Source organism: Pseudomonas sp. MAG002Y, from assembly GCF_019400845.1.
Classification (GTDB): Bacteria; Pseudomonadota; Gammaproteobacteria; order Pseudomonadales; family Pseudomonadaceae; genus Chryseomonas; species Chryseomonas luteola.
In genome coordinates this window covers 405,132-418,123 of record NZ_WOEJ01000001.1, presented here as the reverse complement: position 1 = coordinate 418,123, position 12,992 = coordinate 405,132, and the positions used below count along the sequence as shown (strand labels likewise).

Below are 12,992 nucleotides of genomic sequence, written 5' to 3'. Positions count from 1 at the left end.
ACAAACGGCGTCCGTCAGGACGCCTTCTCCTTGACTGTGCCCAGGCGGCTCAGCCAATCCTGCCAGCGTACCCGTTCTTCATGCACGAGCCAGCCGCGCTGTTCGGCAAAGCTTTCCGAGAGCCAGAGGCCTCGGGTGCTTACAGGCTGGCGTTGCCCCTCGTGTAAGGTAAACAGCTCGCCGGTAGGACGACCCTGATCCACTGCCAGCAGATAAATATCCGGGCGGCGCCTGTCCAGGCGTGCGATGAGCTGTCCATCCTCCACCTTGTCATCCACATGGAAAAGACTGGGCGTGCGGATATCCTTGGGTAGCTCCATCTGCATGTCATAGACCAGCTGCAGCGATGCGGTAGGCGTATGCACGTAAGCGCGTGGCCGCTCGATCAGCGCTAGACTGCCGCACTGGACAGGACGTGCGGCCCCGGTACGAGGGGTGAGGGTGAAATGGCCGTTTTCCCGGTACTTCAGTGCTCCCTCGTAAGGCGTAGGCAACCAGGTTTCGGTAAAACGGCCCTGTAGCCAGCCGTCGGGGGTTTCAAATAGGCATTCTTCAGCCACTTCTTGAACGGCCGTAAGCAGTGGAAGGTTAAGCTCATGGGCAGGTACGTAACCGGATATCAGTTTCAGTACGGTATCGCCACGATCGACCCGCTTCTGACGGACCAATAGCCAATGATCATGCCCTTGCCAGTTCAGCGTGATCCTGACCGAAACGCCCAGGTTTGCCAGCTCAAGTGAAAAGCGTTGTTCATCTTCGACGACAATCGGACGGCGGCGCTCCAGCACCTCGTTGAAATTCAGGGGTTGGCCCAAGGCCTGGTAAACCAGCTTTTCCGGGCTGCCTTCAACCAGCAGCGGCAGGGTCTTGAATGCCTTGGGGTTCTGACGCGCAATGAGTTGAGGCATGGCAGACTCCTGAAATTGTTATCATGGATGCCCCGTGCGCGTTAACGTCTGGACTCGATCACGCTAGCAGCGACACGGACATTATGCGACAGGTGCAACGGATTGATGGTTCCGATGATAGCGCTGGCCACTCCTGGATGACCAAGTACCAGTTCAAAACTGGCCTGGACGGGGTCCACGCCACTCCCAAGACAGACATGTCCGCTGGCCAGCGCCTTTTTGATGAGAATCGCCTTGCCAATAGCGGTCGCATGGTCGATGACCGGCCGCTCGCTCTGCTCGTTGAGGTTGTACGTCACCATGGCGCAATCGCCTTTGTCGAGCGCCAGCAGGCCACCCTCTACTGTCTTGCCGGAAAGGCCGAAAGCGCGAACGGAGCCCTCGCGCTTGAGCGTCTCCAGGGTCGTGTAGACATCTGAGTGCTCCAGAATATCGAGATCGTGTCCGTTGGAGTGTACGAGTACCAAATCAATGCAGTCGGTCCCCAATCGCCTCAGGCTGCGCTCGACGGAAAACCGAGTATGCTGAGCACTGAAGTCGTGTCGTGATTGGCCGGACTCGAACTCTTCTCCCACTTTGCTGACGATAACCCAATTGTCGCGCTGCCCCTTGAGCAGCTTGCCCAGGCGCTCCTCGCTATGGCCATAGGCGGGTGCGGTATCGATAAGGTTGATACCCAGCTCATGGGCAAGGGCCAGCAGGTCAGCAGCTTCACGGTCATCAGGAATCGTGAAGCCATTGGGATATTTCACACCCTGATCACGGCCCAGCTTCACGGTACCAAGCCCCAGTGGTGAAACCATGAGTCCGGCCGCGCCCAGGGGGCGGTAGTAATCGTGCAAGGTTTTCATGGCAACAGCGTCTCCCAAACTGGGATACCCATCGGTGGCATAGGGTGCGGAGGAAGAGCGGGGTGCGTACCGGGGCGAATACCTTCTCGCTCAAGGACCGCAAAGACTCGATCAGAAAAATCGGGCGCCAGGGCCAGTTTGGTTGGCCAGCCGACCAGCAGATGGCCGTGTTCCGCCACAAAGGCATTATCTGGACGGGCCATGCTGGATTGCGCCGGCTCTGCACGGTCTACCCGCAAGGTGGCCCACCGCGCCTGGGAGAGGTCTATCCAGGGCAGCAGCTTTTCCAGCTCATGACGAGCCACTGCAATCTGCTCGTCTTCTGAACGTGCTACACCTTCGGCTTCAGCCAGTTCACCTCCCAAGTACCAGACCCATTGCCCGTCAGCTGAGGGGTGTGTGGTCACTGTAATACGGGGCTTCGAACCGCCGCCCAGGCAGTGGGCATAGAGTGGTTTGAGTGTAGGCGCCTTGACCAGCACCATATGCAATGGGCGGCGCTGCATGGCCGGTTGCTCAAGGCCCAGGTCACGTAGCAGGGCTTCGGTGCCTCCGCCTGAGCTCAGTACTACTCGCTGAGCGCGGATAGGCTGGCCGTCCACGATCAGCCCCACCAGTTGCCCATCCTCAAGGATGGGGTCAAGGCGTTGTCCTTTCATCACGCTGTCACCTGCCAGCTCTGCCAGACGCGCAATGAGACTCGGCACATCCAATACCAGCTCTGCCAAGCGATAGGCCTTGCCCTTGAAGGTACGATCCTGCAGGGCAGGAGGCAGGTCTGATCCCTTGACGGGCTCGACTCGACCGCGAACGGCCTTGCTTGCAAAAAAGCTGGTGAGGTTGCCGGCGAGCGTGCCGGGCGACCAGAGATAATGTGCTTCCGAAAGGATACGGACACCCTGCAGATCCAGTTCCCCTGTCCCAGCCAGACTGTCGCGCCAGCGGCGAGGCATTTCGGCAATGGCCTCCGAAGCACCTGTCAGCGCGCCGTGCAGGGCATATTTGGCACCGCCATGGATAATGCCCTGGGACTTCATGCTTTGCCCGCCCCCCAGGGTGCCCGACTCGATCAGGATTGTGGCAAAACCCGCTCGGCGTAGACGGGCGTTCAGCCACAGGCCGGCAATGCCTCCGCCGACGATCAGAATATCGGTGCTCAGTGCTGGGCTCATGTGCAGGACTCTTTCAAAGACAGGCGTGCAGTATAACGTGAGGCGATTGCAGGCGTAGGTCTCAGGTCAATGTCCTGTACTCTTTGAAAACAGTTGAATGACGATAACGCCCAGGATGATAAGACCCATGCCCAGTATGGCGGCCAGATCAAGTGTCTGCTTGTAGATGACGGCAGCCGCTATGCTGACCAACACGATTCCCATGCCTGACCAGATGGCGTAAGCAATACCGACTGGAATGATTTTGACCACCTGAGAAAGAAAACCAATGGCAATGGCGTAGCCAACGATAACCAGCACCAGCGGGAGCGGTTTGTTGAAGCCATCCAAAGCCTTCATTGCGGTTGTCGCAACGATTTCAGCGGCGATAGCAATAGCCAGATAAATGTAGCCGATCATAAGAAGTACTCTGATTGAAAACGCCCAGTCTAGTTTTTCTTGTGATGGGATAAAGTGATTACCTATCTGCAAAGGAGATAGGTAATGCAGTGGAGCCTGGATCAGGTCCGTCTGTTTGTGAGTGTGGCCGAGACGTGTTCGTTCTCTGCGGCGGCCCGTCGATTAGGGCGCGCCCAGTCAGCTATCAGTAGCGCAATCGCTTTATTGGAAGCGGACCTTGGCGTTCTGCTGTTCGAGCGCAGCAGCGGACGACAGCCTCGTCTGACCGAATCGGGACGGGCGCTGCTTGATGAGGCGCGGGAAATTCTGAGGCATTGTGAGCGCCTCGAAAGTCGGGCGCTGGGGCTGACCCAAGGCGAGGAAACTCGCTTGCGCTTGGCCCATGACGAAGCGATGCCGTATCAGCCTATTGTCAACAGCCTTGAGACCTTGGCAGCGGCCTATCCTTTTCTGGATGTGCAGCTTGCCAGTGGCGCCCAAGGAGAGGTTGCGCGAAAGCTGCTTGATCGCCGAGCTGACCTTGGGCTCATGTTTCATCATGAGCACATGCCTGATGCCCTGGAGCGCAGGCGGCTTAGTCTGGTGGAGATGGTCACGGTATGTGGGGCAGGTCATCCTTTGGCTCGCCATGCTCGCCATGCTCGCATCACGCGTCAGCAACTGGCTCAGCACCGGCAGATTCTCATTGCGCCTTATCAGAGCGGTTACCCGGGCGGGGAGCCGATCAGTCCGCATGTCTGGCGAGCCGACAGTTTCTATGTGACAGCAGAGTTGGTCATGCGTGACATCGGTTGGGCCTGGTTGCCTCGTCATGTGGCCCGCTACCCTACTTATCTTAATCATCTGGTGGAGTTGGCCAGTGACTGGACGCCGCCCCCGCTGGTGGTTGAGCTGGTCTGGCGGCGTGACGAGCCCCAGGGGCCAGCAGCGCGCTGGCTGGGTGAGCACTTTGCCGAGCAGCTGCAAGCCATTGGTTAAGGCCGTCCTAGGATCAACAGAGGGCTTTGTCATCGCCTTTCCATGCAAAGCGGGCTAAGCTCCGCCGCCATGAACAGAATTCTCTATAGCCTGCTTTTCTATATTGCCCTTCCTTTCATTGCCGTGCGCTTAGTGCTCCGCTCGCGTAAGGCGCCGCTCTATCGTCAGCGCATGGGGGAGCGGTTTTCCCTTGGCCTTCCGCCCATGCGGCCTGGTGGTCTTTGGATACATGCGGTTTCAGTGGGAGAAAGTATTGCCGCTGCGCCAATGGTACGGGCTCTGATCGAACGGCATCCCGATTTGCCCGTCACGGTAACTTGTATGACGCCTACCGGTTCAGAGCGAATTCGGGCGCTGTTTGGTGACCAGGTGCAGCATTGTTATCTACCTTATGATGTGCCCTGTGCAGTCGCACGGTTTCTGGATCATGTACGACCGACGCTAGCTGTCATCATGGAGACCGAGCTCTGGCCCAACTATATCCATCAGTGCTCCTGTCGAGGGATTCCGGTAGCACTGGCCAATGCCCGCCTGTCTGCACGATCGGCAAAAGGATATGGTCGTCTGGAGGGTGTCACGCGCCCCATGCTGTCATCCATGGACTGGATCGCGGTCCAGACACCGGCGGAGGCCGGGCGGTTTACCTCGCTTGGGGCCCGGCCTGAGTGTGTCACTGTGACAGGATCCATCAAATTCGACCTGAGTATCGATCCGGCGCTGATTAGTCGTGCAGAGGTGTTGCGAGAAGCCTGGGGACATCGCCCTGTCTGGATTGCAGCCAGTACCCATGCCGGCGAGGACGAGATTCTTCTGGCGGCCCATACGCGGTTACGCCAGCACTTGCCTGACGCGCTGATGATACTGGTGCCGCGTCATCCAGAGCGCTTCGATGATGTTTTCAAGCATTGTCAGCAAAGCCAGTTGAGCACTGCGCGCCGCTCGAAGGACGAGCCGGTTGCTCACGACACGGCCGTTTACCTGGGCGATACAATGGGCGAGTTGCTCTTCTTATATGCCGCAGCGGATGTCGCTTTTGTAGGAGGTAGCCTGATCGAGCGGGGCGGGCATAATCTTCTGGAGCCGGCAGCCCTGGGTAAGCCGGTTCTTTCCGGACCGCATGTATTTAACTTTCTGGACATCGCGGCGCAACTGCGCGATGCGCAGGCCTTGCGTGATGTAAGGAGCGCCGAGGATATTGCTGAGGCGCTCCAGCTGCTGCTGACGGATGAGCATGCAGCCGACCAGATGCGGCAGGGCGGACTGGCTGTACTCAAAGCCAACCAGGGCGCCTTGCAGCGCCTGCTGGATGGGCTGGATCGGTTGATCAGGCATTCGTCAGGGTCTTAACGAGGGCCGCTGCGTCATACTGATGGGTTTGGCCAGATCCGGAGGCAGGAAGTCACGGTCCGGATCGTAGTCAGGTTTCAAATAGCGCGACAGCTCAAGCAGGTCGTTCGGGCTCAGAAGGCCGGCTGACTGCTTCAGGCGCAGGTTATCCAGGATATAGTCATAGCGAGCATTGTTGTATTCACGAACGGCGTTATAGAGCTGGCGCTGTATGTCGAGTACATCAACGATACTGCGTGTGCCTACTTGATAAGCGATCTGGGTCGCTTCGAGAGCGCGCTGGCTGGACGCAATGTTCTGCTTGCGTGCCGCGATCTGTTCGACATCGGTGTTGATGGCACGATGATAATTGCGCGTATTTTGCACCACTTCACGGCGCATGCTCTCGCGCTGCTGCTCGCTCTGGTCCAGCCGCTGATAGGCTTCGCGTACCTGGGAGCTGGTCAGTCCGCCGGTATAAATAGGTACGTTTATCTGCACGCCTATGCTGCGCTGGCTGACGGGGCTGTCGAAAATATCGACACCCGGGTTGGGCAGGTTGAAAGCGTCATTGTCGCCGCGCTGGTAGCGCGCCACCGCATCCACGGTGGGTAGGTGTCCGGCCTTGCGCTGGCGCAAGGTTTCCTGCGCCGTGTCTACGGCTGAGTTGGAGGCCAGCAGCTGGAGGTTCTGCGCCACGGCGCGATCGACCCAGGCCTTGGCGTCGTTGGGCATGGGCGGCAGGATCGGCAGATCGTGGCGAATACCTTCGAGCGCGTTGTACTCCCGGTTGGTCAGACGGACCAGCCCCTGAAAGGCATCCTGGACATTACGCGAAGCCAGAGAGCTGTTGGCCTTGGCTGTGTCATAACTGGCCTGGGCCTGGAGTACATCAGTTTCGTCCGTCAGCCCCACCTTGAACCGCTCCCGGGTCTGGTCGAGTTGGCGGAAGAGGGCTGCCTCCTCAGCCCTGGCAGTCGCCAGGGCATCCTGGGCACGCAAGGCGCTGAAGTAGCCTTCCGCCGTTTGCAGGATCAGGTTCTGCTGGGCGGCTGAAAACTGGTACTCGGCCTGTTCCGTACCGGCCTTGGCTGCCTGGAGTTGAAACCAACGATCTGCCCGGAACAGCGGCTGGCTGAGGTTGGCCTGGATCATCTGACTGCTGCGATCACTCTTATAGCGACCTTCTGCAATCCCTAAGGTGTCGTTCTGCTTCAGTCCCAGACTCATATGGGTGTCATTGACTTGAGCGCCCAAGCTGAGCTGCGGTAGCAGGCCTGCGCGGGCTTGCGGAATGGCTTCCCGCTGCGCGGCAAGGCCGGCACGCTCGGCTGCCAGATCGGAGTTATTGTTGAGGGCTTCCTGGTAAACCGCGACCAGTCCGTTCTGTGTAGTAGCCGACTCTGCTGGCTGAGCCATAACCAGGCTGCAGGCACAGCTCAGGGTTGAAAAGAGAACGATACGCAGCATGTGAGGTCCTGGCATAGCTTTCCATGTTGTAGGCGAGTGTAGCCGTATCGGCCATACGAGAGAAAATATGCTGTGAAGTTTCCTGGCGGGTAACGCATTCTGTGTTTACACTGCAGACGTTCTTGTCGGGGTGCGTCATACGAAGCGCTGAGATCGGGTAGTCCCGGATCCCGTTGAACCTGATCGGGCTAGACTCGTCGCGTGCGACGTGCCAACCCGCGTAGGGAACAAGAGGTCGTGTTCGCTCGAACAGACCACCTTGCAGGCATCCGCCTGTTCCTGTGTATCAGGTTCTTCCCCGGCACCGTGCCTACCAGGAGAGCCTCGATGAACAAGCAGAACAATGTCACCGATTTCACTCAGGTCGATCGCCAGTCCACCCAGCCGTTTCCCAATTCCCGAAAGGTCTACCTGACCGGCTCCCGGTCGGATATCCGCGTGCCGGTTCGTGAGATCCGTCTGGCTGACACGCCAACCGCGTTCGGCGGCGAGAAGAATACGCCGGTATTTGTTTACGACACATCAGGCCCGTATACGGACCCTGACGTACGCATCGATCTACACAAGGGGCTGCCGGATGTTCGCTCGCGCTGGATCGATGAGCGTGGTGATACCGAGATTCTACCGGGGCTTTCCTCCGAGTTCGGGCGTGCTCGCCTGGATGATCCGGCCCTTGACGCCCTGCGGTTCGCCCATGTCCGGACCCCGCGCCGGGCCAAGGCAGGGCACAACGTCAGTCAGATGCATTACGCCAGGAAAGGCATCATCACGCCGGAAATGGAATACATTGCCCTTCGCGAGAACATGAAGCTTCAGGTGGCTCGGGAGGCGGGTCTTTTGACGCAGCAACACGGCGGGCAAAGCTTTGGTGCTGCCATCCCGAAAGAAATTACCGCGGAGTTCGTCCGGGACGAAGTGGCCCGTGGCCGCGCCATCATCCCTGCAAACATCAACCATATTGAACTGGAGCCGATGATTATCGGCCGCAACTTCCTGGTGAAGATCAACGGCAACATCGGTAACAGTGCGCTGGGGTCCTCAATCGAGGAAGAGGTGGAAAAACTGACCTGGGGCATCCGCTGGGGCGCTGATACGGTGATGGACCTGTCTACCGGTAAGCATATTCACGAGACGCGTGAGTGGATCCTGCGTAACAGTCCGGTCCCGATCGGGACGGTTCCGATCTATCAGGCGCTGGAAAAAGTCGGTGGTGTAGCCGAGGACCTGACTTGGGAGATCTTCCGCGACACGCTTATCGAGCAGGCCGAACAGGGCGTGGACTACTTCACCATTCATGCGGGGGTACTGTTGCGCTACGTGCCGCTGACGGCCAAGCGCGTGACCGGTATCGTTTCGCGCGGCGGTTCCATCATGGCCAAGTGGTGTCTGGCGCATCACCAGGAGAACTTCCTGTATACGCATTTCGAAGAAATCTGCGAAATCATGAAGGCTTATGACGTCAGCTTCTCCCTGGGGGATGGCCTGCGGCCTGGCTCTATTGCGGATGCCAATGATGCCGCCCAGTTTGGTGAGCTGGAAACGTTGGGCGAGCTGACCAAGCTGGCCTGGAAGCATGACGTCCAGTGCATGATCGAAGGTCCGGGCCATGTGCCGATGCAGCTGATCAAGGAAAACATGGACAAGCAGCTCGAATGCTGCGACGAGGCGCCGTTCTACACACTTGGCCCCCTGACCACCGACATCGCCCCCGGCTATGACCACATTACTTCTGGTATCGGCGCCGCCATGATCGGTTGGTTCGGCTGTGCCATGTTGTGCTATGTCACGCCCAAGGAACACCTGGGCTTGCCCAACAAGGACGACGTCAAAACCGGCATCATCACTTATAAGATCGCTGCCCACGCCGCTGACCTCGCCAAGGGTCATCCTGGCGCCCAGATCCGAGATAACGCACTAAGCAAGGCACGCTTCGAATTTCGCTGGGAAGACCAGTTCAACCTGGGCCTGGACCCGGACACAGCGCGTGCTTTCCACGACGAGACCCTGCCCAAGGACTCTGCCAAGGTGGCGCACTTCTGCTCGATGTGCGGGCCCAAGTTCTGTTCCATGAAGATCACTCAGGAAGTGCGTGATTACGCCAAGGAGAATGGATTGACCGATGAACAAAGAGCCATCGAAGCCGGGTTTCAGGAGCAGGCAGCACGGTTCAAGGAAGAGGGCAGTGTGATTTACAAGCAGGTTTAACGCGCGGGTCGTTGTTGTGTAGTGCCAAGCCGCGTCCCTGGGCGCGGCTTCTTGTTATGTTCCGGGCGACTCAAAAGCGCGCCTGTCCCCGTTGATTACCCGAGATATCGTTTATCGTGAGTACGACTAGCACCTATTCACCCGACATAGTGGTGCCTGACGCACGCCGTGTATTAGGCGGGCGTGATTTCTTTTCCCTGTGGTTTTCGCTCAGCGTCGGGCTCATGGTGGTTCAGACCGGGGCGCTTCTGGCTCCCGGACTTGGCCTTGCCCAGGGCTGGCTTACGATTCTATGTGGTTCGGTTGCCGGCTCACTGCTCCTGGCCGTTGTTGGGACCATCGGGAGCCGCACCGGCCTTTCAGCCATGTCGGCGCTCAAGCTGAGCCTTGGGCGTTACGGTGCGGTAGTTCCTGCCGTACTGAACATCCTGCAGCTGGTAGGATGGGGCAGCTTCGAGCTGGTGGTTATGAGAGATGCAGCCCTTCTCCTAACGGACCGTTACCTGGGGGCGGGTGGCTGGCTGGCCAATCCGGTCTTCTGGACGCTGACATTCGGCGTACTGGTCACGATTCTGGCGGTCGCCGGTCCGCTTACCTTCGTTCGCCGCATTCTGCGCCGCTGGGGTATTTGGCTGCTCCTGGCCGCCTGCATTTGGCTGACCTGGAATTTTTTCTCCAAGGCAGATCTGGCTGCGCTGTGGGCGCGTCCTGGTGATGGATCGCTGAATTTTGCAGCCGGATTCGATATCGCTATTGCCATGCCGCTGTCCTGGTTACCACTGATTGCCGACTATGCTCGGTTTGGCCGCGGGCAGGCTGGCGTGTTTGGCGGCACGGCCATTGGTTACTGCCTGGGCAACTTCTGGCTGATGGGACTGGGTGTGGCCTATACCCTGGCTTTCGCTGATGCAAGCCAGACCAATGCTCTGTTACTGGCCCTGGCGGGCGCAGGCGTAGGCATACCCCTGCTGCTGATCCTGCTGGATGAGTCGGAAAATACATTTGCGGCTATTCATTCAGCTGCCGTGTCTTCCGGCATTTTGGTTCGGCTCAAGGTCGAGCATCTGTCACTGGCTTTCGGCGTGCTGTGTACACTCATCGCGTGGCAGGTTGCCCTGGCTGAATACGAGCACTTTCTACTGCTCATCGGGTCGGTATTCGCCCCACTTTTTGGCGTGGTACTGGTCGACCATTTTATCCTTCGTACCCAGCACGCCGATCATGTAGCCATGACGACGCTGCGCTGGGACACCCTCATCGCCTGGGGCTGCGGTGTAGCGATCTATCATCTGCTTGCTGCTTTCTGGCCCGTACTGGGGGCAACCCTGCCGGCGCTGATCCTGGCGGGTCTACTTCAGTTGGTGCTGGGGAGACTGATTGCACGGTAGGAGTCGGTAGCCTGGCGATTCGCATCGCCAGGCTAGCAGGCTTACAGCGCGCGGCGGCCTGGAAAGTATTCAGGGCGCACGATGCCGTTCAGCTTGGGATAGGGAATCTTGATAAGCGGATGGCCCATGGAGTAGGGCGCAATGCTGGTGACATCATACTTCAGCGTGACGGCACCGAAATCCAGTGCAATGTTGGATGTCTTGACGAAGGGCCATTCTTTCTCGAAGGCACCGTCGTCCTTGAGTCCGTTGGCTATCAGCCATGCCTGGTGGGCGGTTTTGGCTACATCCCAGAAAGCCTGTTCCTGTCCTGGCACCAGGATGTCCTGAAGCGTCAGGACTTTCTTTTGCTGACGATCATAATTGATGATGCTGCGGCCCGGCTGGCCGTGGGCACCGCCTGTGTCCAGATAGGATGACAGCTCGACAATCACCAGCCCGTCATGCTGCTCGCGTATGTTGGCCTGCAGGTAACTGCTCCAGCGCGGCTGCGCATTGCGCAGGAAGTCCTGCTCGTAAGCGTCCAGCGACTGTGCTACCGGGGCTCCCGGTTCCGGTCGGGTTTCCTCAAGCAAGGCTTGCTCGATGATCGCATTAAGGTGTTCATCGTCGAACTTCAGCGTATCGACATTGACGAAGGGGCAGTCAGCATTGGCGCAGCCCGCCGGACGGTGCTCCCACGCCACACGCTTGGGCTTGAGCGGTTCGTTCAGGTCAGGCTTGAAAAAGCTTTGGCAGGCACTCAATAAAACGGCCGTGCTGGCGATAACGAGTAGTTTGGACAGTCGCATGGGGCTCCTTGGTAGGTAGAGGGGCTGTGCTCAGGATGTGCTTCGAGTGCATCCGGTGCAATGAGTTCGGCATCAAACCGTTCAGTCATCCGCATATCTTCCTGTCTTCCGGGCGGTACTGCCAAGGGGCTGCATCCTTCAAGCGGTCACGCTAGGATGGCGCGATTGTCACGACTGAAGTCCGGAGAGGCTTAGATGAGCGAAAACGTAAAGTCAGCCCCAGGCGACTTCGAAATTGAGCGCCGCGAAGAGTGTTTCAAAGGGTTTTATCGCGTAGACCGTCTATATTTACGGCATCGGTTGTTTTCCGGCGAAATGGGTCGCCGGTTGGATCGGGAGCTTTTTGTTCGGCACGATGCGGTCTGCGTACTGCCCTACGATCCCAAGCGGGATAAGGTAGTGCTGGTAGAGCAGTTCAGGGTTGGGGCCATCGATAAAAGTGATAATCCGTGGCTGCTTGAGCCGATAGCCGGGCTGATCGACAAGAGCCATGAGGTGCCCGAAGAGGTCGCTCATCGCGAAGCGCAAGAAGAGGCTGGTCTGGCCTTGCAATCGCTATGGCCCATCTCCACTTACTTCCCCTCTCCAGGTGGCAGTGACGAGCTGGTGCATCTCTTCCTGGCCCGTGTGGACAGCGACGAGGCTGGCGGTGTGCACGGCTTGCCTGAAGAAGGGGAAGATATTCGTGTTCACGTCATGCCTTTCGAGGATGCGCTGGACGCCGTCAAGAATGGAAAAATCAATAACGCAGCGGCAATGATTGCCTTGCAATGGCTGGCGCTCAATCGCGCCGAGGTACGTGGTTTATGGGTTTGAAAGGGCGGGATCGCTACCGAGTTGACTTGCCGGGGCTGCAGGCCACGTGCGAGTCCAACTATCTGCGACTGATGCAGCTTCTTCCCAAGATGCGCGAGGCACTGATTTCCCGTCGTGTGGCGCTTTCGCAGGGAGAAAAGCTGTTGGGCATACTGGCCTTGGAAGTGACCGAGGCGTGTCCATATACAACAACACTGCAGGTCAGCCAGGAGCTTGGGCTTCCCTGGTTGCCTGTGCCCAGGCTTGAAGTGCGTGTTTACCATGATGCACGCATGGCAGAGGTCATCAGCGCGGGGCCGACCCGCCGGTTACAGGCAATCTATCCGTATCCGAACGAGCTGATGAACCATCCTGACGAAAAGACCCAGCTGAATTTGTTTCTAGGCGAATGGTTGAGCCACTGCATGGCATGCGGACACGAGTCCGAACCTGTCCTGCAACGCTGATTACTGCTTTGTCCTCCGGCGCGCGTGTCTCGCCGCCATAGAAACTCCCAGCCACGGATCGATACGTAAATAATGGCTTTGTGCTAGCATTTAATTTGATGCTGCTACCGTCGCCTGCTGCCGTAAAACGACCTTTTGTCGCTGCGTGATGTAATACCTTGTCAAACAGGGGTCGGCATACAGTTCATCGGTTACAAGTGTGAACTGTGCACCATCTGTTAGGTGCGCTTACATGCACTCTC

12 protein-coding genes and 1 riboswitch are annotated in these 12,992 nt (G+C 58.3%); of the genes, 6 read left to right on the top strand and 6 right to left on the bottom strand.

Annotated elements, in window-relative coordinates; translation table 11 throughout:
• Positions 1 to 14: 14 nt before the first annotated feature.
• The 4 genes from GM154_RS01930 to GM154_RS01915 form a co-directional block, all read right to left on the bottom strand.
• On the bottom strand, positions 15 to 908 hold the full coding sequence (locus GM154_RS01930; RefSeq protein ID WP_219650765.1) for a metal ABC transporter ATPase: 894 nt from the start codon (positions 906 to 908) through the stop codon (positions 15 to 17).
• A 41-nt stretch (positions 909 to 949) separates the two neighbouring features.
• Positions 950 to 1,759, bottom strand: a complete 810-nt coding sequence (locus tag GM154_RS01925) for an aldo/keto reductase (protein ID WP_219650764.1) — start codon at positions 1,757 to 1,759, stop codon at positions 950 to 952.
• The gene (locus GM154_RS01920; protein ID WP_219650763.1) at positions 1,756 to 2,931 is read right to left on the bottom strand and encodes an FAD-binding oxidoreductase; all 1,176 of its coding nucleotides are present in this window, start codon (positions 2,929 to 2,931) and stop codon (positions 1,756 to 1,758) included. The genes GM154_RS01925 and GM154_RS01920 overlap by 4 nt, the downstream gene beginning before the upstream one ends.
• Positions 2,932 to 2,997: 66 nt before the next feature.
• Positions 2,998 to 3,330: a multidrug efflux SMR transporter gene (locus GM154_RS01915; RefSeq protein ID WP_219650762.1), complete on the bottom strand. Its 333-nt coding sequence runs from the start codon at positions 3,328 to 3,330 to the stop codon at positions 2,998 to 3,000.
• An 84-nt stretch (positions 3,331 to 3,414) separates the two neighbouring features.
• Here GM154_RS01915 and GM154_RS01910 point away from each other — a divergent pair, with 84 nt between their 5' ends.
• Positions 3,415 to 4,308, top strand: a complete 894-nt coding sequence (locus GM154_RS01910) for a LysR family transcriptional regulator (protein ID WP_219650760.1) — start codon at positions 3,415 to 3,417, stop codon at positions 4,306 to 4,308.
• Positions 4,309 to 4,377: 69 nt separating this feature from the next.
• Positions 4,378 to 5,655, top strand: a complete 1,278-nt coding sequence (gene waaA, locus GM154_RS01905; RefSeq protein WP_219650758.1) for a lipid IV(A) 3-deoxy-D-manno-octulosonic acid transferase — start codon at positions 4,378 to 4,380, stop codon at positions 5,653 to 5,655.
• On the opposite strand, the gene GM154_RS01900 is transcribed toward waaA, so the two are convergent.
• The gene (locus tag GM154_RS01900; RefSeq protein WP_219650757.1) at positions 5,644 to 7,104 is read right to left on the bottom strand and encodes a TolC family outer membrane protein; all 1,461 of its coding nucleotides are present in this window, start codon (positions 7,102 to 7,104) and stop codon (positions 5,644 to 5,646) included. The two genes, waaA and GM154_RS01900, sit on opposite strands and share 12 nt — an antisense overlap.
• 116 nt (positions 7,105 to 7,220) lie before the next feature.
• Positions 7,221 to 7,348: riboswitch (TPP riboswitch) on the top strand.
• 83 nt (positions 7,349 to 7,431) lie between these two features.
• Here GM154_RS01900 and thiC point away from each other — a divergent pair.
• Complete coding sequence (thiC, locus tag GM154_RS01895) at positions 7,432 to 9,309, top strand: phosphomethylpyrimidine synthase ThiC (RefSeq protein ID WP_219650756.1); 1,878 nt, start codon at positions 7,432 to 7,434, stop codon at positions 9,307 to 9,309.
• 113 nt (positions 9,310 to 9,422) lie between these two features.
• Positions 9,423 to 10,697: a putative hydroxymethylpyrimidine transporter CytX gene (cytX, locus tag GM154_RS01890; RefSeq protein ID WP_219650947.1), complete on the top strand. Its 1,275-nt coding sequence runs from the start codon at positions 9,423 to 9,425 to the stop codon at positions 10,695 to 10,697.
• Positions 10,698 to 10,738: 41 nt separating this feature from the next.
• On the opposite strand, the gene GM154_RS01885 is transcribed toward cytX, so the two are convergent.
• The gene (locus GM154_RS01885; protein ID WP_122043436.1) at positions 10,739 to 11,488 is read right to left on the bottom strand and encodes an RsiV family protein; all 750 of its coding nucleotides are present in this window, start codon (positions 11,486 to 11,488) and stop codon (positions 10,739 to 10,741) included.
• Positions 11,489 to 11,683: 195 nt separating this feature from the next.
• Between GM154_RS01885 and GM154_RS01880 the strand changes: the two genes are divergently transcribed.
• Complete coding sequence (locus tag GM154_RS01880) at positions 11,684 to 12,304, top strand: NUDIX domain-containing protein (RefSeq protein WP_010797080.1); 621 nt, start codon at positions 11,684 to 11,686, stop codon at positions 12,302 to 12,304.
• Positions 12,295 to 12,750: a DUF1249 domain-containing protein gene (locus GM154_RS01875; RefSeq protein WP_010797081.1), complete on the top strand. Its 456-nt coding sequence runs from the start codon at positions 12,295 to 12,297 to the stop codon at positions 12,748 to 12,750. The genes GM154_RS01880 and GM154_RS01875 overlap by 10 nt, the downstream gene beginning before the upstream one ends.
• Positions 12,751 to 12,992: the final 242 nt, after the last annotated feature.